This window comes from Carnobacteriaceae bacterium zg-C25 (assembly GCA_017945845.1).
GTDB lineage: Bacteria > Bacillota > Bacilli > Lactobacillales > Aerococcaceae > WM01.
On the sequence record CP072828.1, the window covers coordinates 791,524 to 816,744 of the forward strand.

Here is a 25,221-nt window from a genome sequence, read left to right on the forward strand (position 1 = left end):
CCTATATTATAGTGATAAAAGCGAACGAATCAGTGCACCTATACCCGTATCGATTGTTCCAAAGAAAATGGCAAGTAATGCAATACTTAACACAACTAGTCCTGTCGTACGTACTAACCCAGAAAATTTAGGCCACGTCACTGCTTTCATTTCTGCAATCACATTTTTGATAAATTTCATCGAATTACCCCTCACTATTTTGTTTCTTTATGTACTGTATGTTTTGCACAATAACGGCAAAACTTTTTAATTTCTAATCGCTCTGTTCTTCCTTTTTCAGTCGGAGTAACCGTATAGTTACGTTGCCCACATGTTGTGCAAGCAAGACCTGTTTTACGTTGTGCCATTTTGCAATCATACCTTTCCCTAACATCTCATTTATCATACCATGTTAGCGATAAAAGTCAATTAAAACTACACAAATCTACTCTACAAAATGTAGCAGCCGAGTTGTAAAATAAAGTGCAAAAGCAAAATAGTGTTATAAAAACAAAAAAAGACAGATAATTAACTGACTAAAATCCACTACAAAATTAGAAAGGTAATTATCATGTCTAAAACAAATTATAACACAAAAAAACAATATAAACAGCTATCTTTGATTGAACGCACAAAAATTGAAACTTTATTAAACGAAAAGAAACCAATACGATATATTGCTGAACAACTCGGACGAAATATATCTACAATTTATAGAGAAATTAAACGTGGAAGTGTTAATCAAATCGTTAATCGAAATGGTATCCAACGTGACGAATTAAAATATTACGCTGAAACAAGCCATTACATCTATAAAGCTAAGCAACAAAATAAATATCATAATAATTTAACTGAAAAATTTAGTCAGCAATTTTTCAAAGACTTACAACAGGTAGTTACTGAAAAATATAGAACCCATAGTATTGATACCTTTGTACATTGGTATCGGCAAAATCACCCTAATGAGAAGGTCCCTTGTACGAAAACGGTTTATACGTTTGTCCATCAAGGTATTATCCCTATCAAACCAATTGATTTACCCAAAATGGTAAGCATTAGAAAACGACCAAAAAAAGATAACACCAAAACATACAAGAAAAATATGGGAACATCTATCGAAAATCGACCAGACGTAGCGAATAATCGTACAGAATTTGGACATTGGGAAATTGATTTAGTCTTATTTAAGAAGACGAAAAATGAAGCACTATTATTAACGTTAGTAGAACGACAAACACGTTATACAATTATACGTAAAATAAATGATAAAACAGCACTATGTGTCTTACGGACATTAAAGAATATTTTTAAACAATATAGGAAATCAACCTTCAAGAGTATTACATCTGATAATGGTTCAGAATTCGCCTCGTTATCTGAATTAGAATCGAAATATTTAAACATTTACTATGCACACCCTTATTCATCTTATGAGCGTGGTACTAACGAAAACCATAACGGACAGATACGGGAGTTTTTACCTAAGGGTAAATCTATCAACACCGTTAAAAAGTCAACTATTCGTAAAATAGAATCCTGCTTAAATCAGAAAATACGACGTAAATTAGGTTATCGTACACCTGCGGAGTTATTTTTATTGCGGGTAGATTAATAGTTTAATAAAAACTGGTTTCCCGTCAAGGCACACTTCGTTTTTCGCCTTGACTAGAAAACCTTTGTTTTTATTGTTTGGTTATCAACCCCGCAAAAGAGAAAGTCATTATCTGTTTTTTTTGCACTTTACTTTACAATTGCCAACAAAATGTAGCATCACAATAGATGTGATAAAAAATACAAAAAGAGAAACACCCTTTTAAAATCAGTCTGATTAAATACCAATGCATAAAGGAAACTTTTCATAACACATACGCCACATCAACAACATTTGAGATAGACTTGAACAGTTTCATAAAGATAAAAAACTCTAGACATTCATCTAGAGTTTTAAACATATTATAAGTTTAAGCATCTTATAAAGAGTTGCTATCAACACGAACACCTGGTGCTAATGTTGATGTTAAAGATACGTTTTTAATGTAAGTACCTTTTGCAGTTGCTGGTTTGATACGAACAACTGTTTCGTGAATTGCTTTTAAGTTTTCTAATAATTTATCAGCATCGAATGATACTTTACCTACTGTAACGTGTAAGTTACCTGCTTTGTCAGCACGGTAAGTTACTTTACCAGCTTTGATTTCTTCAACAGCTTTAGTCACATCCATTGTAACTGTACCTGTTTTAGGGTTTGGCATTAAACCTTTAGGTCCTAATACACGACCTAAACGTCCAACTTGACCCATCATATCTGGTGTTGCAACGATAACGTCAAAATCAAACCAACCGCCAGCAACTTTGTCGATTAAATCAACATCACCAACAAAATCAGCACCTGCTGCTTCTGCTTCTTTAGCTTTCTCGCCACGCGCGAAAACTAAAACACGTGATACTTTACCAGTTCCGTGTGGCAATACAATTGCTCCACGTAATTGTTGGTCTGCTTTTCTTGTGTCGATACCTAAGTTATATGCTACTTCAACTGTCGCGTCAAATTTCGCGAAGTCTGTTTCTTTTACTAATGCAACTGCTTCAGAAGCTGAATAAGCTTTTGTTTTGTCAATTTTCGCTGCAGCTGCTAAGAATTTTTTACTTTTCTTTGCCATTTTAAATTCCTCCTATGTGGTTTTAGCGGTTTTACCTCCCACAGATTAACGTTGTTAATCCAAAATGAGAAGCTGTGTCATTGTATTAGTCTTGGATGTTAAAGCCCATTGAACGAGCAGTACCTTCAACCATACGCATCGCAGCTTCTACGCTAGCTGCATTTAAATCTGGTGCTTTTAATTCAGCAATTTCTTGTACTTGTTGACGAGTTACTGTTGCAACTTTTTTCTTGTTAGGTTCTCCTGAACCTTTTTCAACTTTAGCTGCTTTTTTCAATAATACTGCAGCTGGTGGTGTTTTTGTAACGAAGTCGAATGAACGGTCTTCATAAACACTAATTACAACAGGAATAATTAAACCTGCTTGGTCTGCTGTACGCGCGTTGAACTCTTTACAGAATCCCATGATGTTAACTTGCGCTTGACCTAAAGTTGAACCTACTGGTGGAGCTGGTGTTGCTTTACCGGCAGGAATTTGTAATTTAATTACTTTTACGATTTTTTTAGCCACGAGATATTCCTCCTTATTTCTTCGTGATGTGGTTTAATGGAGTTGAGATTTCCCCTCCCACGCTTTGTACATAAACGTACTTGATAATAATACTAAAAAAACATTTATATATCAAGTCTTTTATCTGTTTTTTACTTAACTTTTTCAAAAGCCGAGTTGTAAAATAAAGTGCAAAAGCAAAATAGTGTTATAAAAACAAAAAAAGACAGATAATTAACTGACTAAAATCCACTACAAAATTAGAAAGGTAATTATCATGTCTAAAACAAATTATAACACAAAAAAACAATATAAACAGCTATCTTTGATTGAACGCACAAAAATTGAAACTTTATTAAACGAAAAGAAACCAATACGATATATTGCTGAACAACTCGGACGAAATATATCTACAATTTATAGAGAAATTAAACGTGGAAGTGTTAATCAAATCGTTAATCGAAATGGTATCCAACGTGACGAATTAAAATATTACGCTGAAACAAGCCATTACATCTATAAAGCTAAGCAACAAAATAAATATCATAATAATTTAACTGAAAAATTTAGTCAGCAATTTTTCAAAGACTTACAACAGGTAGTTACTGAAAAATATAGAACCCATAGTATTGATACCTTTGTACATTGGTATCGGCAAAATCACCCTAATGAGAAGGTCCCTTGTACGAAAACGGTTTATACGTTTGTCCATCAAGGTATTATCCCTATCAAACCAATTGATTTACCCAAAATGGTAAGCATTAGAAAACGACCAAAAAAAGATAACACCAAAACATACAAGAAAAATATGGGAACATCTATCGAAAATCGACCAGACGTAGCGAATAATCGTACAGAATTTGGACATTGGGAAATTGATTTAGTCTTATTTAAGAAGACGAAAAATGAAGCACTATTATTAACGTTAGTAGAACGACAAACACGTTATACAATTATACGTAAAATAAATGATAAAACAGCACTATGTGTCTTACGGACATTAAAGAATATTTTTAAACAATATAGGAAATCAACCTTCAAGAGTATTACATCTGATAATGGTTCAGAATTCGCCTCGTTATCTGAATTAGAATCGAAATATTTAAACATTTACTATGCACACCCTTATTCATCTTATGAGCGTGGTACTAACGAAAACCATAACGGACAGATACGGGAGTTTTTACCTAAGGGTAAATCTATCAACACCGTTAAAAAGTCAACTATTCGTAAAATAGAATCCTGCTTAAATCAGAAAATACGACGTAAATTAGGTTATCGTACACCTGCGGAGTTATTTTTATTGCGGGTAGATTAATAGTTTAATAAAAACTGGTTTCCCGTCAAGGCACACTTCGTTTTTCGCCTTGACTAGAAAACCTTTGTTTTTATTGTTTGGTTATCAACCCCGCAAAAGAGAAAGTCATTATCTGTTTTTTTTGCACTTTACTTTACAATTGCCAAACTTTTTCAAAAAAATTGACTCATTTATATGAAAACAGCAAATTTTAACGCTACTATAAAAATCACTTGATTTATTACTATAAATTTGTCATACTTTGTAGTGCTTTACATATTAAACGTAAAAGGAGTTACTATGTTTTACAATTTTATGTGTTATCTCGTAAAAGGTTTACTATTGCTTTTAAATGGTAAAACCGATATACAGCAAAAAGAAAAATTACCAACAAATCAAAACTATATACTAATCTCTCCACACCGTACATGGTTAGACCCTGTTTTTTTAGCACTTGGTGCATTTCCTAAAAAGTTTTGCTTTATGGCGAAAAAAGAACTATTTAAAAATCCACTTTTGCGCTGGCTCATTACAAAGATGAACGCCTTTCCAGTCGATAGAGAAAACCCGGGTCCAAGTGTGATCAAAATTCCTGTCAACCATTTAAAAAATGATGATTTAAGTTTAATCATGTTCCCAAGTGGTTCACGTCATAGTGACGAATCTAAAAACGGTGCGGCAATGATTGCTCGAATGGCAAAAGTACCTATCGTTCCAGCCGTTTATCACGGTCCTTTTTCATTTAAAAATTTATTGAAACGTCAAAAAACAATTGTTCGCTTTGGCGATCCAATCTATATTACATCTAAAGAGGATCAAGCGTTATTTGCTGAAACTATAAAAAAAGCATTTGATCAATTAGACAAAGAAATCGATCCAAATTTCACTTGGGTACCGCAACCTAAAAAACAAAAATAACAACGCTATATCGTCAAAAAGACACCACATTTATGATGATGGTGTCTTTTTTCGCATACCTTTTAATGTGTAACAAACTAAAATTAGAGGTGATAACTTATGCCATCACCCCTACACTTGTACCACTTATTTTTTATCGCCAAACTTAGCAATCATAACGTCAGCTAACGTCGGGCATAACGCTGCAAATCGTGCTCCAATTTCCATCCAAGTCGGTAAATTTATTTCACGTTTTTTTCTTTGCACACCTTTTAAAATAGCATGTGCAACATCGTCAGCAGTCAACATCATTTTCGCTACGCTTTCACCATACTCACCTGTTTGATCAGCAATATCAAAAAAGCCTGTATCGATTGGTCCGGGATTGACACACATCACGTGTACCCCCTGTTTTTTAGCTTCAATTCGTAATCCGTTTGCATAGCCTCTTAAAGCAAATTTTGTCGACGAATACAAACTCGATTTAGGCGTCACTAATTTACTTGCTTGAGAAGCAACAAAAATAATATGCCCACTTTTACGTTTATAAAACTGCGGTAATAACTTTGTCGTCAATTGTAACGGCGCATTCACATTCACTTTAAAAATGTGTTCAATATCTTCTGCACTAAATTCTTCAGCGTACTTAAAGTTACCATATCCGGCATTGTGAATCATAATGTCAACATCATTTTCGACAAATGCGACTACTTTTTCATAGCTTGCTTCATCGGATAAATCAGCCACACAGTACGCTATTTTTTGACATGTATGCTGATACATTTTCACTAATTTTTCTAACTTTTGTTCATTTCGAGCGACTAATAATAACTCATTTTCTTTTGTGGCAAACGTTTTAACTAGCGCTTCACCTAATCCACCACTAGCTCCTGTGATTAATACTCTACTCATCGTATGGTACCTCCACTTCAAATAAATCATAAACGACTTTCGTTTGTCGAAATACGCTTTTAGCATCTTTTTGAAGTTGCTTTATAGCATCTGTCATGTAACGCGAACTAATGTGCGTTAAATACAATTGTTTAGCATTGGCTAAGTGTGCTAATTGCGCGGCCTGTGTACACGTTGCATGAAAATAACTATTCGCCATTTTCTCTTCGCCTTTTCCATAAGTTGCCTCATGAACAATAACATCACTATCTTTTGCAAATTCGACATGTTCCTCACGATAGCGCGTATCTCCAAAAATTGTAATTTGACGTCCTTTTTTATTTGGTCCAATAAATGCTTTGCCATCAAGAACACGACCGTCGGATAACGTGACCGTTTCTCCACGTTTGATTTGCCCATAAATTGGTCCACTAGGTATCCCGTATTCTTTTAACCGGTCAACTTGCAATTCTCCCGGTAAATCTTTTTCAATGACACGATAGGCATACGATGGCACTCCATGCTTTAACGTGCGATAAATCACTTTAAACGTCTTATCTTCAAACGCCACACCACTATCATTCAACTCTATAAATGAGAGCGGATATTTCACATGACTATGCGACAGACGTAACGCACTCATGACATATTCTTTAATACCTTTAGGTCCGTATATCGTGAGTTCTTCTTCTCCATTTTGAAATGCACGCGAACTCAATAAACCGGGCAATCCAAAAATATGATCACCGTGCATATGCGTAATAAAAATTTTCGTAATTTTGCGTGGTCGAATGGTCGTTTCTAAAATTTGGTGCTGTGTCGCTTCGCCACAATCAAACAACCAAACTTCGTTACGTTCATCCAATAACTTTAAGGCGATTGACGCTACGTTTCGGTTTTTCGATGGTATACCAGCCCCCGTACCTAAAAATTGTAAAAACATCTCTCGCCTCCATATTATTTTAATTGTTGATAGAAAAATTCTACCAGCGCATCCATACCTTCTGTATTCGGATGCACATCATCTTCTAAAAACCATTCTGAATGGGCGTTGGAATGTTTTGCCCAATCAATAATTTTTAAATTACTATATGTTTTTGTAAGTTCACTCATCATTTCGTTCATTTCATTTTGCCACGATTTGTTACCGTGAATCGTTACGAAATAAACGGCTTTTTTATTTTTTAAATGATCTAGAAACGCTATCGCACTAGATTTGGTAAACGGCGAATTGGCACCTAAAAAGATAACCACTTCATCGTATAACAAGCCACTGTTTTCTAACGATTTTGCAACATCTAGTCCGTGATAAAATTGACGAGATACTTTTCCGTCAATTTGAGAATTTGGAAAATGCTCTTTTAACACTGGATAAGTTGACAATGTCACCGAATCTCCGATAAACGTGATTTGACGTGTTACTTTTGCGTTTTCATCAAATTTTGTCGGTGTTGTCGTTGGCTTTTCAGAAGATCCTGCCCCATTTGATTGAGTGCTTTGAGTTGGTGCCTGATTGGTCTGATTACCTTGTTGTGCCTGTAATTTTTCGTTCGCTTCTAATTGTTCTTGTAGTTTTGTAACAGATGCATTTTGTCCTACAGGTGCAGTCGCTAAAACGAAGAGCGTAAACAATGGAAACAGACCATATTTGATTAACGCAACAATTGAAAACAGCACTTTCTTTTGCTGAATAGACGCCATTACGGAACGATAAAACGGGATAATTTTGCCAGCTTTATAAATTTCGCGTTTTTGGAACAACTGATAAAACAGCTCTGACACCACAATTAAAGTCATAAAAATTAGCGCAACATTTAACCCATTCGATAAATCTAAAAAAGATTGCATGATGGTCAAAACAGGAAAATACCATAAATACCACTCAAATGACCGTTTGCCAACATATCGAAACGGCGCGCTTTCTAGTACAGGTAAAATAACTGATGGTGCATTCAATCCAACAACCAATAAATATCCAGCAACAACATCAAATAAAACGAAAAAGAAATAGTACGTCATTGGGTGGTCATCTTTAGCAAAAAACGCTAGTAGTAACATTATAATTAACGCAACTAACCCACCAAATACTCTTTGAAAATTAGCCTTTTTCGATTTTGCGATTAATTGTTTCAAATCGTCATAAAGAAGTGCGACCCATCCCCCGATTAAAAAGTCAAAAATACGTGTATCCATTCCATAATACACACGCGTAATGTTATCCATACTAAACAGCAAAACTGACAGTGCAAACGACGCCGCTATCCCGACTGTTAAGCCAATAAGTACGACAATATTTGAACGAAATACTTTACGCAAAATAAAGTAAACAATCGACCAAATAATGACCATCTGCACTAACGCCGATACATACCAAAAATGCGTAAAAATCGACTGCCCAAAATGTCTTTCAAAATAAGATAGTCCTAATCCGATTTGAACAATATTGTTAACAAAAGCTAACGTTGCACTAAACATCACCGCGATATTTTGCAATAATTTAGGTTGCACAAAAAAGACAACGCACAGCGTAATGACCATTGTATATAACAACGGTTTGAATAGTGTCACAATTCTTTTAACAACTGTTTTTACAAAAAAACGCGGAAATTGAATAGGGGTATCCATTAATTCACTCATTTTTTGCGTGAGTAAAAATCCGGAAATCAGAAAAAATAAATTAACACCTAAAAAACCACCCGGCACATTAGACGGTGTAAGATGATAAAACACAACACCTAATATCGCTAATGCCCGTAAGCCATCTAAACCTAAAATATATCTCCTTTTTTTCATTGAAATCCCCCACTAATCAACAAATTCAAATTCAAATGATTGAATACGTACTAAATCTCCATTTTGAGCTCCCCGCTTACGAAGCGCTTCATCGACACCCATTGAGCGCAATTGACGGGCAAATCGCATAATACTTTCATCGTGTGCAAAGTTTGTCATACTAAATAATTTTTCTAATTTTTCACCTGATAGTACCCACGTTGAATCGTCATCACGTGAAATTTCAAATTCTTGTGTCGTTTCTAATCGATACGTTACATTTGTTTCACGTGGTGTTTCATCAATAAATAATGGGAACGCTGGTGTATTTTCAAGTAATTCTGCGGTTTGAATCAATAATGCTTCTAAACCATTGTTTTGATAAGCAGAAATTTCAAAAATTTGTGGTGCTTGTTCACCGTATTTAGCATATAGCTTTTCTTTAAACGTTTTTAAATTATCTACACTTTCAGGCATGTCCATTTTATTGGCAACAATAATCATAGGACGTTCCAATAAGCGTAGTTCATACTCACCAAGTTCATGATTGATTTTTTCATAATCATCAAACGGATCACGTCCATCCGTAGCCGCCATATCAACAACGTGTAAAATAACACGTGTACGTTCGATATGTTTTAAAAATTGCAGACCTAGACCAACACCACTCGATGCCCCTTCAATAATCCCCGGTAAATCAGCCATGACAAATTGTTCACTTTGATGAGGTATTTGTACCATCCCTAAATTAGGGACAATTGTTGTAAAGTGATACGCTGCAATTTTAGGTTTTGCACTACTTACGACAGACAATAATGTTGATTTCCCTACAGATGGAAACCCAACTAATCCGACATCCGCAAGCACTTTCAATTCTAACTGTACGTCTATTTCTTCTCCCGGCTCTCCATTTTCAGCGACTTCTGGTGCAGGGTTTTTATGTGTAGCAAATTTTTTATTACCACGACCACCACGACCACCTTTTGCGATGACCGCTTCTTGATGGAACTCTGTCATATCAACAATCAATTCATTCGTTACGGCATTACGAACAATCGTTCCTGGTGGAACCGATACATACGTATCTTTAGCCCCTTTACCATACATACTTTTACTCATGCCATTTTCACCGTTATTTCCTTTAAAAATCTTTTTATAGCGAAAATCCATCAATGTTCGTAAACCTGGATCAACTTTGAAAATAATACTTCCGCCGTTTCCACCATCTCCACCAGCTGGACCACCATCTGGCACATATTTTTCTCGACGAAATGCAACCATTCCATCGCCACCTTTGCCGGCAATTAATTTCACCTTGGCAATATCTAAAAACGTAGACATACTTCTCCTTTCCACAAAAAAAGACAACAGCATTATTAAAATATATGCGTGTTATCTCCATTACTCATATTAAACTTCTTCTGGGCTTGTTAATGGGTCTAAAACGACTTCACCAGCTGCAATTTCTTCCAAAGCTTTACCAACGTTTTTGAACGATTCAAACGTTTCAATGGCTGGCTCTGCTTGATGGTGCAAATCATGTGCACGCTTACTTGATAATATCACTAGTGAATATTTTGAATCGATTTTTTGTAACAACGTATCGATTGAGGGGTATAACATCATAATTTGTTCTCCTTAGTTCTTTGACGATTTATACGTAAATGTTCTGTTTGAATAATAGCTTTAATTTTTTGAACGGCACTTTCAACGTTGTCATTAACAACGGCATAATCATAATAGTCCATTAATGTTAATTCTTCTTTAGCGGTTGCAATACGTTTTTGAATAACATCTAACGCATCCGTTCCACGACCAACTAATCGACTTTCTAATTCTTGTAAATCAGGTGGAGTTAAAAAGATAAATACACCTTCAGGCATTTTTTCACGTACTTGAATAGCACCTTTTACTTCAATTTCTAAAAAGACATCTTTCCCGCGTGATAACATATCTTCTACATAATCTAACGGTGTCCCATAATAATTATTTACATACTCAGCATACTCTAATAAACGACCACTTTCAATCATTTCTTCAAATTGCTCACGTGTTTTAAAAAAATAATCAATTCCTTCACGCTCACCTTGACGTTTACCGCGTGTTGTTGCAGAAATCGAATAGACAAAATCAACATCTTCTTGTTGAAAAATCGCACTCCGTACAGTACCTTTTCCAACACCAGACGGGCCAGATAGGACGATTAACAATCCTCTTTTAGTCATTTGATAAACTCCACTCACTTTATTTACTATTCACTAAAATATACCACAAAACAAAGCACTTCGTCAAATTGATATTACCCCATTTTTAAACAAAATTCGCTATGAAAACATGCCTTAATAAAACCTATTTGCATGACCAAAACTCAATTAATGATTACTTTTTTTACAACTACTCTGTCGCACCCTTTTTGTACAAAAAGTGATAGCATCTACGTTTAGAACAATCAAAAAAAGATAGTGAAAAATCACTATCTTTTCTTGCAGAATACAACAAGTTGGTAAGTATTGTATTCACTTGTCCTATGACAGTTTGGTATTAAAATTGAATATCTAAATCTACCACTGCTTCAACAGCTTTTAATAAAGAACCATCTTCTAATAATTTAGTTGCGTCATTTAAAACGTCATACATTTCAACATCTGCATCTAATTCAATAAATTGAATTGATTTTCTTACTAAATCATAAGCAGCTTGTGTTCCTTTACCTAAACCTGTTGTTTCACCTTTCAAGTCTAATGCTTGGCATGCTGCTAAAATTTCAGTCGCTACAATACGACGTGAATTTTTCACAATTTCTCCAGCTTTACGTGCTGCAGTAGTACCCATGCTGACAAAGTCTTCTTGGTTTTCACATGAAGGAATTGAATCCACACTTGCAGGATGTGATAAAATTTTGTTTTCAGATGCAAGTGATGCACATGCATATTGTGTAATCATAAATCCAGAGTTTAAACCAGGATGTTTTACTAAGAATGATGGTAAACCACTTAATTGTTTGTTTACTAATCTTTCTACACGGCGTTCAGACACATTACCGATTTCAGAAGTAGCAATACCTAAGAAGTCGAATGGTTGTGCCATTGGTTCACCGTGGAAGTTACCACCAGAAATAACATGTCCTTGTGGTGTTACGATTGGGTTATCTGTTACAGAGTTGATTTCAATTTCAACTTTTTCTTTTACATATGCGATACTATCTTTACTTGCACCATGAATTTGTGGAATACAACGTAAAGTATATGGATCTTGAACACGTTGTGCAGTTGCAACAGTAGTTAATTGACTGTCTTCAATTAAACGACGAATGTTACGTGCTGTTGCTAATTGACCACTTTGTGGACGAATTGTGTGTAATTCTTCTTCAAATGGAGATGAAATTCCACGATGTACTTCTAATGATAACGCACCTGCAATATCAGATAATTTTAATAACTCAATTGCATCATGTGTTGCTAAAGCACCCACACCTGTTAATACAGTTGTACCGTTAATTAAAGCTAAACCTTCTTTTGCATCTAATTGGATAACTGGTACACCAGCTTTTTCCATTGCTTCTTTACCAGGTAATAATTCACCATTGTAGTAAGCTTTACCTAAACCTAACATTGGTAATACCATGTGTGCTAATGGTGCTAAGTCACCAGATGCTCCAAGAGATCCTTTTTCAGGAATGTGTGGTGTCACACGGTTATTTAACATATCTAATAAAGTTTGAATAGTTAATAAACGAATTCCTGAATATCCTTTTAGTAAGGAGTTAATACGAATTAACATAATTGCACGAACAACATCTTCAGGGAATGGATCACCATATCCTGTAGAGTGTGTACGAATTAAGTTTTCTTGTAATTGTACTGTATCTTCTTGAGAAATACTTACGTTACATAGTGAACCAAATCCTGTGTTAACACCATATACAACGCGCTTGTCACGTACGATGTCATCTACAATTTTACGAGATGCTTCAACATCCGCAATTGCATCTGGACTAATTTCACAATGTGCATATTCACGTGATACACGCACAACATCCTCTAAAGTTAAGGATTTACCATCTAAAATAACTGTACTCATAATAACTCTCCTCTATATTCTATTGATTATCTAAATCTTTTTATTTTTTTCGACCGTGTAATAAGAAGTAAACTGTTGTAGCCACTGCAGCCCCTACGATACCGTATACAACGTTCATTGTGTTATCAGCAACTAACATGTATAAACTGATGATGATTGCTAATACTGGAATGATTGGACCAAATGGAACGCGGAACGCTACTTTTGTTTCTGGTTCAGATTTTCTTAATTTCAATACAGCCAATGCTGTTGGAATGTATTGGAAGAAACGGAACACAACACTTAATGTTGCTAATGATTCAAAAGATCCAGTTAATAATAATGCAACGGCAATAATACCTGAAATTGCAATGGCAACTACTGGCGCACCTTTATCGTTTTGTTTTGCCATTTGTTTTGGTAACAACTCATCTTCAGCGATTGCAGCTGCAAAACGAGGTACCATGATTGATTCACCCATACTTAAACCAGTGATTGAAATTAAAGCCCCGATTGATACAATCCATGCACCAGCAGGTCCAATCATTTTTACAAACGCATCTTGAACAGGTCCGTTTGATGACATGATGTCAGAACCAAGCATAGCAATTGTTCCGGCAATAATTAACATGTATAAGATAGATACAACTGAAATTGATGCTAAGATCGCTCTAGGAACGTTTTTCTCAGCGTTTTTCATTTCCCCAGCAACGATTGGTAATGTTTCAAAACCGATAAATCCGTAGAAAATGTAGATTGCTGTACTTGCCACAGCACCCATGAAATCTTTACCAGGTGTTAATTGAACAAATGGTGTGAAGTTTTGTAGACCTTGACCTACAAAGAATACTGTACATACTGAGAAACCAATAATTGGAATTAATTTCGCAATAGTCGCTGTAATTGTTAATGTTTTTGATGTTTTGATACCTGCAACGTTCATTAAAGATAATAATACAATTAAACCAATGCTAAGTGGTACATTCCATCCTTGGAATTGTGGGAACGTTACAATGAAGATTTTTGCAAAACCTGCTGCCATTGCTGACCATGCAATTACAGTTACAAGCCATCCTAAAAATCCAACATTAAATCCATAAAAATCACCGAAAGCACGTTTAGTATATTGATATGCCCCACCGTTTTTGTTGACATAACCAGCCATTTCGGCAAAACATAGAGCCAACATAATTGTTAAAACTGCCGTACCAAACATAACAGCAAGTGATGATGGTCCTAATCCAGCGTAAATCTTTTGTGGTAATAAAAAGATACCTGAACCAATAACCGCATTAATACCGTACAAGACCGCGGCACCAAAGCCGAACTTGTTTTTATCATGATCCACTTCATGACTCATAAAAATACCCTTCTTTCTTTTAAAATTCAACCACTATTATCGGATGTGGTTGCCATAAATTAATATAGCCGTTTGTTGTTTCATGTGTAATGTATACACATGTGCCTTTCGCAAAGTTGTAATCGCTATCATTTATAGTGACTTTACAGTCATCAGACACATATAAAAAATAGGTTTTATGTGCATCCAATGTTTGTTGGGTAGTGATAACGTTACAATTCACTGAAAAATTGCGTTTATAAATCACATTAAAATCAGTACATTGTCCAAAACTTTTTGTGATGTCGTCCCCTGAAAAAGCATGTAGTTGTAACGGCTTTAACAAAGTTTTCTTTTCATCGTTATGTTGAATCAATATATCATTATTTAATGTACAAATAATTCGATCATATCCTGGTAGTTTAGAAAAATTGGATTCTTCTATTTCAATCGTTGCTGATGAAATACGAATGTCAAATTTTCCAATTTCATACCCTACATTTGCAGGGGAAAGAAACATTTGCGTTGTCTTTCCACCTGACCATGTAGATGTAATGAACTCATCTTTATTTAAAACATGAATTGTCATTAGAACAATCCTGAAATGTTACCATGTTCATCAACGTCAATTCTTTCTGACGCAGGTGATTTTGGTAAACCTGGCATTGTCATAATATCACCTGTTAATACAACAATAAATCCAGCACCAGCAGAAACTTTTACATCTTTAATTGTAATTTTAAAGCCAGTTGGCGCTCCAATTTTTGTAGCATCATCTGAGAATGAATATTGTGTTTTTGCCATACAAATTGGATATGTACCGAATCCTAGTTTTTCTAATTGTTCAATTTCACGTTTCGCTTTTGGTGATAAAACAACACCTTCACCGCGATAAACTTTTTGAACAACTTTTGTAATTTTTTCTACAATGCTATCAGATTCATCGTAAACAAATTGGAAATTGTTGTCTTTTTCTGCTAACTCTACAACTTTTCTTGCTAAATCAGCACCACCTTTTCCACCTGCACCCCAAACATCTGATAGAACAACTTCAACGTTACGTTCTTTACAACTTGCATATACTGCATCTAATTCTGCTTGTGTGTCTGTTGGGAATTTGTTGATAGCAACAACAACTGGTAAACCATAAACATCTTGAATATTTGATAAGTGACGTTCTAAGTTAGGTAAACCTTTAATAACGGCTTCAACATTTTCAGCACCTAAATCTTTTTTCGCTACACCACCATGCATTTTTAATGCACGTACAGTCGCAACAAGAACTACTGCACTTGGTTTTAAATTACCTAAACGGCATTTAATGTCGATGAATTTTTCAGCACCTAAGTCAGCACCGAAACCACCTTCTGTAACAACATAGTCTGCATATTTCAACGCTAATTTTGTTGCTAGAACACTGTTACATCCATGTGCAATATTGGCAAATGGTCCACCATGAATTAATGCTGGTGTGTGTTCTAATGTTTGTACAATATTTGGATGAATAGCATCTTTTAATAGGGCTGTTAAAGCACCTTCTGCTTTTAAATCTCCAGCTGTAACTGGTGTTCCGTCATATGAATAACCAACAATAATTTTACGTAATTTATTTTTTAAATCTACAATACTATTAGATAAACATAATACCGCCATAATTTCTGATGCAACAGTAATGTCGTATCCATCTTCACGTGGAACACCATTCACTTTACCTTGCAATCCATTAACGATATGTCTTAATTGACGGTCATTCATGTCAACAACACGTTTCCAAGTAATACGACGTGTATCAATACCTAATTCATTACCATGGTGAATATGGTTATCAATTAACGCTGCTAATAAATTGTTTGCTGCACCAATCGCATGGAAGTCTCCAGTAAAGTGTAAGTTAATGTCTTCCATTGGAACAACTTGGGCGTATCCACCACCAGCAGCACCACCTTTAACACCAAATACAGGTCCAAGAGATGGTTCGCGTAAAGCGATCATTGCTTTTTTACCAATGTGTGATAATCCGTCTGCCAAACCAACAGAAGTTGTTGTTTTTCCTTCCCCAGCAGGTGTTGGTGTTATCGCTGTAACAAGAATTAATTTACCATCTGGTTTATCTGCTAATGCTTCCAATTGGTTAGCATCTAATTTTGCTTTATATTTTCCATATAATGATAAGTGCTCTGAATCAATACCTATAGATTCTGCTACCTTTTCAATTGGATCCATAACAACCTGATTGGCAATTTCAATATCTGATAAATAACTCATTCTTATCCTCCCTAAAACGTTTTTTGAATTGTTTCAAAAATATCGTCGGCTAAAAGACAACCTTTATTGTATAAATCTAATCCTTTTGTTTTATATTCATTTACAAAAGTTTCATCTTTAATACCACTTAAGTTAGTTAAAACATTTAACCAAGCACCTTGTAAAGCTGCTTTTGCTTGTAAAGCTGCAACACCTAAGTCACTACTTGCGTTTGTATTTGATTTTCCAACTGCACTATTTGTTAGTGTCAATACATCAAGTAATAATTCCATAACTTTATAAGGTGTTTTTGTAGCACTTTTTAACGCTGCTTGCATTGCTTGCGCACGTGCTTTTTTATCTTCGTCTGTTTCTTTTGGCATTGAGAATACTGCAGAAACTTCATTAAATGATTCTGTATCTTCATCAATTGCTAATAATAATTTATCTTGTAATACTGCTGCTTTTTCTTTGACTGCTTGTATTTCTTCTTCATACTCTGCATATTTTTTTCTACCAACAGTCAATTCACATACCATTTTTAATAGTGAAACACCAGTTACACCTGATAAAGCACTAGCAGATCCACCACCTGGAGCAGGTGCGTCTGATCCTAACGTTTTCATAAACTGTGTAATTGTTAATTCAACTAATGACATACGCGCCTCCTAATTTAATAAGTGATTTTCTAAAACTTGTTTGCTGTAATCGAAGTCTTCGATTTGTAAGTAGTACTCTGCGCAGTCGATTAACGCTTTTGCAGGTGCTAAACCAATCAATTCAGTACCGATAACATTCACACCATAACGTTGTGCTTCGAAGCGAATTGTTTCTAATGCACGATATAGCGGTGTTCCTTCATAGTTAACCATATTCATAGAAACTTGAGCAATGTTACGATCTTCTAACATAACACCGATACCTTTACAATATTTGAAACCACCACTTGAACCACGAACGATTTTAGCAATTTTATTTGCAATTTCAATATTGCTAGTGTCTAAGTTCACGTTGAAAGCTACTAAAGGCATACGTGCACCAACTGCCATAACCCCTGCTGTTGGGTGAATGCGACGTTCACCAAAATCTGGCGCCCATTCTTCTTGTAATAATTTTTCTGGCATACCTTCAAATTGACCTTTGCGGATTTTTGCAAGGTTTACACGGTCTGGAGAAGTAGCTGAATCTTCATATAAAAATACAGGAATAGATAATTCATCATTAATACGTTTTGCAACTACTTTAGAAATTTCAACACATTCTTTTGCAGTGATGTCTTTAATTGGTACAAACGGTAAAACATCAGTCGCCCCCATACGTGGATGTTCTCCAGAATGTTTTGTCATATCAATATTTTCGCTAGCGTATTTAACTAATTGGAATGCCGCTTCTTGGATGTTGTTTTCATCCCCAACCAACGTAAATACACTACGGTTATGACTTGCATCAGATGAATAGTCTAATAACGTAACACCTGGTACACTTTTTGCTACTTGGACTAAGCCATCAATAACCTCTTGGTTTCTCCCTTCACTAAAATTTGGAATGCATTCAACGATTTTTGCCATATACATTCTCCTTTCAATCATTATTGTTAGCCTAACTTTATCAACTAAATAAAGCGCTGTCAACCCTTTAAAATTAAGGTTTTTTCACAAATATAGCCATTAATTTCAATGTTTTTTCACTCCTAATTTCTGGCTTTTTCAGGCGCTTTATAAACATTTATTTTTTTGACTTTTTTTTGACGATAGCCCTTATTAAACCTTATTTCTATCGGTCGCTTGTGATTTTATTTACAAACTTTTTTTGAAGGACAAATACCCTTTTTGATTAAAATAAATTGCTTTTTGACGTTTTATAGTATTTTTCCAACAAAAAAATCGTAAAAAAATTTTTTTATTTTCTCACGATTTTTTAATTTTTATAAATCAATAAAATTTATAAGATTGTCGCACACAAATGCGCGTCTCGATAAACACTTAAATATTTTTTCGCTTGTTCCAAATAGTTTGTTTCACTATTTGACACATTTGTATCCATTATGCCATTTTGTTGTGCAATTGCTTTTAAATAGAGAACTAATCCTTTATCTCTCGGATTAGAATATGCATCATTTTCATTATAACGCGTAATAAAGTTTTTTAAATCCTCTACTTGTCCTAAATGGTATTGGCATAGTGCGTAATAGCCATCTAACTGGATGGCTTTCCATAAAGAATGTACCGTTTTATTTTGTGTTTTTGCCTGCATTAAATCATTAAGTGCTTTGTCATAACGTCCTTGCTGTAAGTAAGTGATACCACGATTTAATAAAAATACAATGGTACTTGCTTTAAATTGCTCAGACTCCATTAAATCTAGCGAACTCGTATGTAATGTAACTGCACGATGTAAGTCATTTTGAATACGTGCTGTTTCAGCTAAATAATCATAAGCCGCAGCAATATTAGACTTATACTTTTCAAACAACGCACTTGTAATACTATAAATATGAATAGACTCATGCAATTGTTTTTCCGCTTTTTCAAATTCTCCCGTCATCATGTAGTAGACACCTTCAATACGAAGCAACATTCCCATTTGTTCATAGTTATTCGCATCTACAGCTAGTTGCATTGCTTTTCTAACGAAAATAATTAACTGTTCTGGATTATCCACCTGTAAGTAGTAATAAATCATTTGACGGTAAGCTTCAAATAACTCTGGAATTTGCTGATGCGCTTTTGCTTGTATAATCACTTGCTCAATTAATTCTAATCCCAATTCATATTGAGCAAATCGAATATAATATTTTCCTTTTAACAATAAACGCTGAATCGATAATTGTTGATAATCCATATTTTGCGCATATTGTTTTTTTAATTTATCCATCTCGGCATCAATCAATGCTAATTCCGTTTTTAATTCTTCTGCATTCAACCCTTCAAAATGGCGTTGATACATTTTATAAATAGGAAATACATCGTGTTGCGTTGCAAGTGATAAATCAATTTTTTTCAACCAATAACGCATCGATTCCATTGGCAAGTTCGCCTCTTGATAATGTCTAACGACTTCGGATAATAAATCCGCACTGTACACAGCATGAATTTGTTTTTCTAAAATCACTGCGATTTTTTTATGAATCATTCGTTTTTTCGTATACGTTTGTTTACTATAAAAATACTCTTTAAATTTTTTATGCGTAAACGCCAACGAATGTCCTTTATCTTGTTCAACAAGCACACCAGAATGCAATGCCAAGTCAATCGTTTCTTCTACCAACTCTAGCTCGTAGTCTAAAACTTCTTTAATCATTTCGATTGTCCCAAAATGATTGAAATACGATAGAACCGTTAATACATCTAATTGCAAGTCATTAAAATAGTTAAATTGCTCTTTAATAAATTCTTGCATTTTCAACGTTACACGATCAATGGATATATTTTTCTTCAATAGTGTAATGTACTCGTTGACAAAAAATGGTAACCCTTCACTTTCTTGATAAACGGTATCAATAACACCTTCACTTAAATAACTTTCATCGACACGTTTTTTAACGTATTCGCTCACCTCTTCTTTTGTAAAGGTACTCATTGGAATACTAATGAGTTGTTCATTCATAAACAAATTGTTTAAAACATTTTCAACAGTCGTATTTTTTGTTGGCTGTACGGTTAAAATAAACAACACTTTTTGATGTTTTAAATTTAACATTAAACGATTCAATACCATTGCGCTTTCATAATCTAAAAAATGGATATCATCTAAAATTAAAATCAATGGCTGTTCCAATTGAATGCGATGCAACACATCGTAAAGCATCAATTCAATATCATCAATCGCTTGACGCTCTAAAGTATTTTTAGGGAACAACGGTTTAATCAAACTATTCCAACCTGATGTTGTCGTCATATTTAATGAAACACAGATTTCTTGTAATTCGTCCATCAATCGTTTAATAACCCTCAATGGACTTTGCTGTTCACTGCGATGACAAATCACTACTTTTTGATAGCATGGTTGCGTCAACCGTTGTAAAACGGTATTCACTAAAGCTGACTTTCCAACACCCGACACACCTTCTAAAACAATGTGTTGATGTGTATTATTAAACAACCGCATACTATTTTCTTCTAGCTGTTGCAACTCGTCATAACGGCCATAGAACACGTGACGGTTAAGTGGCTTGGTTGTTTGATTCAATTTATTTTGAACTTGCAACGTTTTTTCATAGATGAGTCGCGTATCCCTGTTCGGTAAAACGTTCAATTCACGATCTAATAAATCCACTAATTGATAGTACGTTTCAATAACTTTTGAGTGACGATTTGTATCAAAATAAAAATTCATCAACAATTGATAATGTCTTTCGTCAAACTCATCAATGGCAATTAGGCGATGAATGTCTAATTCCACTCCGTCATACCGATGATTTTGAATATCGTCTACTATTTTATCGTAACTACGCTTAATAAACATTTGTTCAAAGTGCGTACGCATTTTGACAATCCAAAGATCGTAATCTTCTGAATCTTTAACAAAAAAACCTTTTAAAAACACATCTTGATAATAAGACAACGCATCTTTGTCATCACTTTGAAACGCATCAACGTCACAAAAAACAGGATAATTCGGATTAATTTCTATTGTTTTATGATTGGTTGAAAAAATGAAATCATCACCTAATACTTTATTGGCTTGATAAATCGTGTTACGTAAATTTTTCTTGGCACTCATTTCTGACTTATCCGGCCACAACAAACCTGCCACTTCATCACGTGTAGATACTCTATTCACTAACAAATAGTACAGCAAGGCGTTAACCTTCGAAAATGAAAATGTTACCACTTCGTCATTTAATTTTATTACTGGATGACCGAATAGATAACAAACCAATCGTGGTAAACTTGACATAGATTCACTCCTAACGTGTTATGATGTATTTTCATTATACATGGAAACCGTTACAAAAAATAGCATTTATAATTTTTATCATTATAAAATAAGCTACAATACTCAACATTGAATACTGCAGCTCATTATTTTTTGACAATAAATTTTTAAAATAGGCTTACTTTTATTTATTTTTGAAACACTTTTTCCCCGTTTTTGTAAACAGTTTGTACTAAGTTTGTTGCAAAGAAATAAATTGGATAATCAATATTTGGTGCATCAAACACAACAACATCCGCTTGTTTACCAACATCAAAACTACCAATTTTATCTGCACGGTCAATCGCGTAAGCAGCGTTAATGGTTACCGCATTAAACACTTCAATTGGTGTTAATTTCATTTGGAAGCAACCTAATTGCATAATAAATTGAATATTGGCTGTTGGACAACTTCCCGGGTTACTGTCTGTTGATAACGTAATCGCCATATCATGATTCAACATTTTACGTGCTGGTGCGTAAGTATCTTCCATTAAACTAAATGTTGTTGCTGGTAATAAGTTACCAATAACACCTGATTTAGCCAATTGTGCAATACCGTCATCTGTAATTTTCATTAAATGTTCTGCACTTGTTGTCTGTAATTTTGCAGCAACATCTACCCCACCGATTGTTTTAATTTCATCAGCATGAATACGTAACTTGAATCCCATGTCTTTAGCATGACTTAATAAATATTCAGACTCTTCAGCTGTAAAGACGTTTTGTTCACAGAAAATATCACAAAATTCTGCCAAATTATCTTGTTTTACTAATGGCAACATGTCATTAATAATTTGATCTAAAAAGACTTTTGGATTTTCTTTATACTCTTGAGGGACAGCGTGTGCCGCCATAAAAGTAGACACTAATTCAATAGGATGATTTTCGTTTAACGCTTTAACCACTTCTAATTGTTTTTTCTCAGTTTCCCAATTTAAACCATATCCACTTTTCGCTTCAACTGCTGTTACACCGTGAGAAAGCATGTAATCTAATAAACGTTCTGATTTGTCATATAATGTTTCAAAACTAGATTCTCTTGTGGCACGTACTGAACTTAAAATACCGCCACCCGCTTTTAAAATATCTAAATAACTAACACCATTTAATTTTTGTGAAAATTCATGTTCGCGACTACCACCATAAACTAAATGCGTATGTGAATCAATTAAACCCGGTGTCACTAATTTTTGTTCACAATCAATCAATTCTGTTGATTCTGACACATACTCACTATAATCGCCTTCGCCTTTAGCTAAAATTAAACCATCTTTCACCGCTAAAAAGGCATCTTTTAATATCACGGCTTCATTCATTTCGCTTCCTTTTAAAGCGCGTGACAAATCATTCGGACAAAACAGTTGGCCGATATTCATAAAAATTTTATCTGCTTTCATATTATTCACCTCGTGTATTTTATTGAAGCTATTGTAAAAACAAAACGTCAAAAATAAGTCAAATTTAATTTTTTTGATTTTTTTTTGATTTTTTTTGATTTTTTTATTCAAATAGACAAAAAAAATATGATGATGCGGTAAATTAGCAGTGTCAAAAGAACATTTAAATTAATGGAGGGATCATTATGATTGACTACAAAGATATTCAAGCGGCAATGACAATTAAACTTGACGATGTCTTGCCAGAAAAAACGGTTTTTGAACCAGGTATTCGTCGTGCACCTGACAGAGGGTTCCGACTAACACCTGCACAAACTGAAGTGGCATTGAAAAATGCTCTACGTTATATTCCATCGAAATACCACGAAGAAATTATTCCAGAGTTTTTAGAAGAATTAAAAACACGTGGACGTATTTACGGTTACCGTTGGTATCCAAAAGAAAGAATTCATGGTAAACCAATCGATGAATATAAAGGAAAATGTACTGCTGCTAAAGCAATGCAAGTTATGATTGATAACAACTTAGACTTCGATGTAGCTTTATATCCATATGAATTAGTTACTTACGGTGAAACTGGTCAAGTATGTTCAAACTGGATGCAATATCATTTAATTAAACGCTACTTAGAAGAAATGACAGATGAACAAACATTAGTTGTTGAATCTGGACATCCATTAGGTTTATTCAAATCTAAAAAAGATGCACCACGTGTTATCATCACAAACGGTCTTTTAGTTGGTGAATACGATAACATGAAAGACTGGGAAATCGCTGAACAAATGGGTGTTACAAACTACGGTCAAATGACAGCTGGTGGTTGGATGTATATCGGACCACAAGGTATTGTTCACGGAACATTTAACACATTATTAAATGCTGGTCGCTTAAAATTAAATATTCCAGATGACGGTGACTTAACTGGTAAACTATTCATTTCATCAGGTTTAGGTGGTATGAGTGGTGCTCAAGGTAAAGCTGGTGAAATCGCTAAAGCTGTTGCTATCGTTGCTGAAGTTGACGAATCTCGTATTGAAACACGTCACTCACAAGGTTGGATTAGCAATGTTTGCGAAACTCCAGAAGAAACAATGGCATTGGCGCAAAAACATTTAGAAGCTAAAACATCTACTTCTATTGCTTACCACGGTAACATTGTTGACTTATTAGAATATATCGACAAAAACAATATTCATGTTGACTTATTATCTGACCAAACATCATGTCACAACGTTTATACTGGTGGTTACTGTCCAGTGGGTATTACGTTCGAAGAACGTACACGCTTACTAGCTGAAGATAGTGCAACATTTGAAAAACTAGTTAATGAATCATTAGCACGTCACTACAACGTTATCAAATCATTAACAAATAAAGGTACTTACTTCTTCGACTACGGTAATGCGTTTATGAAATCTGTTTACGATTCAGGCATTAAAGAAATTTCAAAAAATGGTGTTGACGACAAAGACGGATTCATTTGGCCATCATATGTTGAAGACATCATGGGACCTATGTTATTCGACTACGGTTATGGACCATTCCGTTGGGTATGTTTAAGTGGTAAACACGAAGACTTAATCGCAACAGATAAAGCGGCTATGGAAGCTATCGATCCAAACAGACGTTACCAAGACCGTGACAACTACAACTGGATTCGTGACGCTGAGAAAAACCAATTAGTTGTTGGTACACAAGCTCGTATCTTATATCAAGATGCTATGGGTCGTGTTAATATTGCGTTGAAATTCAACCAATTAATTCGTGAAGGAAAAATTGGTCCAGTTATGTTAGGTCGTGACCACCATGACGTATCTGGTACAGACTCACCATTCCGTGAAACATCAAACATCAAAGATGGTAGTAACGTTACAGCAGATATGGCAACACAATGTTATGCCGGAAATGCTGCACGTGGTATGAGTTTAATCGCCCTACACAACGGTGGTGGTGTTGGTATCGGTAAATCAATTAACGGTGGTTTCGGTTTAGTATTAGACGGTAGCGAATTATGTGATGAAATCATCAAATCTGCTATCTCTTGGGATACAATGGGTGGTGTTGCTCGTCGTAACTGGGCACGTAACGAACACGCGATCGAAACATCTATTGAATATAACAAAAATAATGAAGGTACAGATCATATCACTATTCCTTACTTAGCAGATGAAGATTTAGTAAAATCTGCAGTAACATCATTATTTAACTAATGAATTGTACATAGTCAAACGGTGATTAGACTTAATCGGTTTAATCACCGTTTTCTTTAGGAGGCA

Annotated in this window: 22 protein-coding genes; 4 read left to right on the forward strand and 18 right to left on the reverse strand. The window is 34.8% G+C overall.

Annotation, left to right across the window (positions count from 1 at the left end; all coding sequences use genetic code 11):
• Positions 1-6 precede the first annotated feature (6 nt).
• Entirely contained in the window at positions 7-180 is a 174-nt protein-coding gene (gene secE, locus J7S27_03795; protein ID QTU82444.1) for a preprotein translocase subunit SecE, read from the reverse strand.
• A 14-nt stretch (positions 181-194) separates the two neighbouring features.
• The gene (gene rpmG / locus J7S27_03800) at positions 195-347 is read right to left on the reverse strand and encodes a 50S ribosomal protein L33 (GenBank protein ID QTU82445.1); all 153 of its coding nucleotides are present in this window, start codon (positions 345-347) and stop codon (positions 195-197) included.
• A gap of 203 nt (positions 348-550) precedes the next feature.
• On the opposite strand from rpmG, the gene J7S27_03805 reads away from it, so the two are divergent.
• Positions 551-1,591, forward strand: coding sequence for an IS30 family transposase (locus J7S27_03805; GenBank protein ID QTU82446.1), 1,041 nt, complete (start codon positions 551-553; stop codon positions 1,589-1,591).
• A gap of 358 nt (positions 1,592-1,949) precedes the next feature.
• Here the strand turns inward: J7S27_03805 and rplA are convergent, their stop codons facing one another.
• Complete coding sequence (rplA, locus tag J7S27_03810; GenBank protein ID QTU82447.1) at positions 1,950-2,639, reverse strand: 50S ribosomal protein L1; 690 nt, start codon at positions 2,637-2,639, stop codon at positions 1,950-1,952.
• An 85-nt stretch (positions 2,640-2,724) separates the two neighbouring features.
• Complete coding sequence (gene rplK / locus J7S27_03815; protein ID QTU82448.1) at positions 2,725-3,150, reverse strand: 50S ribosomal protein L11; 426 nt, start codon at positions 3,148-3,150, stop codon at positions 2,725-2,727.
• Between the two features lie 256 nt (positions 3,151-3,406).
• Between rplK and J7S27_03820 the strand changes: the two genes are divergently transcribed.
• Both J7S27_03820 and J7S27_03825 read left to right on the forward strand, forming a co-directional pair.
• Complete coding sequence (locus J7S27_03820; protein ID QTU82449.1) at positions 3,407-4,447, forward strand: IS30 family transposase; 1,041 nt, start codon at positions 3,407-3,409, stop codon at positions 4,445-4,447.
• Positions 4,448-4,726: 279 nt separating this feature from the next.
• Positions 4,727-5,344, forward strand: coding sequence for a 1-acyl-sn-glycerol-3-phosphate acyltransferase (locus J7S27_03825; GenBank protein ID QTU82450.1), 618 nt, complete (start codon positions 4,727-4,729; stop codon positions 5,342-5,344).
• A 126-nt stretch (positions 5,345-5,470) separates the two neighbouring features.
• Here J7S27_03825 and J7S27_03830 read toward each other — a convergent pair whose 3' ends face one another.
• The 14 genes from J7S27_03830 to J7S27_03895 form a co-directional block, all read right to left on the reverse strand.
• Positions 5,471-6,235 carry an SDR family oxidoreductase gene (locus tag J7S27_03830; protein QTU82451.1) on the reverse strand — a complete coding sequence of 255 codons (765 nt, stop codon included), beginning with the start codon at positions 6,233-6,235 and terminating at the stop codon, positions 5,471-5,473.
• Positions 6,228-7,157, reverse strand: a complete 930-nt coding sequence (rnz, locus tag J7S27_03835; GenBank protein QTU82452.1) for a ribonuclease Z — start codon at positions 7,155-7,157, stop codon at positions 6,228-6,230. The genes J7S27_03830 and rnz overlap by 8 nt, the downstream gene beginning before the upstream one ends.
• Before the next feature lie 14 nt (positions 7,158-7,171).
• Positions 7,172-9,007 carry an acetyltransferase gene (locus tag J7S27_03840; GenBank protein ID QTU82453.1) on the reverse strand — a complete coding sequence of 612 codons (1,836 nt, stop codon included), beginning with the start codon at positions 9,005-9,007 and terminating at the stop codon, positions 7,172-7,174.
• 12 nt (positions 9,008-9,019) lie between these two features.
• Positions 9,020-10,327 carry a GTPase ObgE gene (obgE, locus tag J7S27_03845; protein QTU82454.1) on the reverse strand — a complete coding sequence of 436 codons (1,308 nt, stop codon included), beginning with the start codon at positions 10,325-10,327 and terminating at the stop codon, positions 9,020-9,022.
• A 69-nt stretch (positions 10,328-10,396) separates the two neighbouring features.
• Positions 10,397-10,609, reverse strand: coding sequence for a DNA-directed RNA polymerase subunit omega (locus J7S27_03850; GenBank protein ID QTU83611.1), 213 nt, complete (start codon positions 10,607-10,609; stop codon positions 10,397-10,399).
• The gene (gmk, locus tag J7S27_03855; protein QTU82455.1) at positions 10,609-11,211 is read right to left on the reverse strand and encodes a guanylate kinase; all 603 of its coding nucleotides are present in this window, start codon (positions 11,209-11,211) and stop codon (positions 10,609-10,611) included. The genes J7S27_03850 and gmk overlap by 1 nt, the downstream gene beginning before the upstream one ends.
• Before the next feature lie 316 nt (positions 11,212-11,527).
• A complete protein-coding gene (hutH, locus tag J7S27_03860; GenBank protein QTU82456.1) occupies positions 11,528-13,066 on the reverse strand; it encodes a histidine ammonia-lyase in 1,539 nt (512 codons plus the stop codon).
• A 40-nt stretch (positions 13,067-13,106) separates the two neighbouring features.
• Complete coding sequence (locus tag J7S27_03865; protein QTU82457.1) at positions 13,107-14,405, reverse strand: amino acid permease; 1,299 nt, start codon at positions 14,403-14,405, stop codon at positions 13,107-13,109.
• 19 nt (positions 14,406-14,424) lie between these two features.
• Positions 14,425-14,973, reverse strand: a complete 549-nt coding sequence (locus J7S27_03870) for a HutD family protein (protein QTU82458.1) — start codon at positions 14,971-14,973, stop codon at positions 14,425-14,427.
• A complete protein-coding gene (locus J7S27_03875; protein ID QTU82459.1) occupies positions 14,973-16,649 on the reverse strand; it encodes a formate--tetrahydrofolate ligase in 1,677 nt (558 codons plus the stop codon). The genes J7S27_03870 and J7S27_03875 overlap by 1 nt, the downstream gene beginning before the upstream one ends.
• A gap of 11 nt (positions 16,650-16,660) precedes the next feature.
• Positions 16,661-17,287 carry a cyclodeaminase/cyclohydrolase family protein gene (locus J7S27_03880; protein QTU82460.1) on the reverse strand — a complete coding sequence of 209 codons (627 nt, stop codon included), beginning with the start codon at positions 17,285-17,287 and terminating at the stop codon, positions 16,661-16,663.
• Positions 17,288-17,296: 9 nt separating this feature from the next.
• Positions 17,297-18,196 carry a glutamate formimidoyltransferase gene (gene ftcD, locus J7S27_03885; protein ID QTU82461.1) on the reverse strand — a complete coding sequence of 300 codons (900 nt, stop codon included), beginning with the start codon at positions 18,194-18,196 and terminating at the stop codon, positions 17,297-17,299.
• Positions 18,197-18,569: 373 nt separating this feature from the next.
• Entirely contained in the window at positions 18,570-21,527 is a 2,958-nt protein-coding gene (locus J7S27_03890) for an AAA family ATPase (GenBank protein QTU82462.1), read from the reverse strand.
• Between the two features lie 167 nt (positions 21,528-21,694).
• Positions 21,695-22,945 (reverse strand): imidazolonepropionase, encoded by a 1,251-nt coding sequence (locus J7S27_03895; protein QTU82463.1) that lies wholly within the window; start codon positions 22,943-22,945, stop codon positions 21,695-21,697.
• 185 nt (positions 22,946-23,130) lie between these two features.
• On the opposite strand from J7S27_03895, the gene J7S27_03900 reads away from it, so the two are divergent.
• Positions 23,131-25,155 (forward strand): urocanate hydratase, encoded by a 2,025-nt coding sequence (locus tag J7S27_03900; protein QTU82464.1) that lies wholly within the window; start codon positions 23,131-23,133, stop codon positions 25,153-25,155.
• Positions 25,156-25,221: the final 66 nt, after the last annotated feature.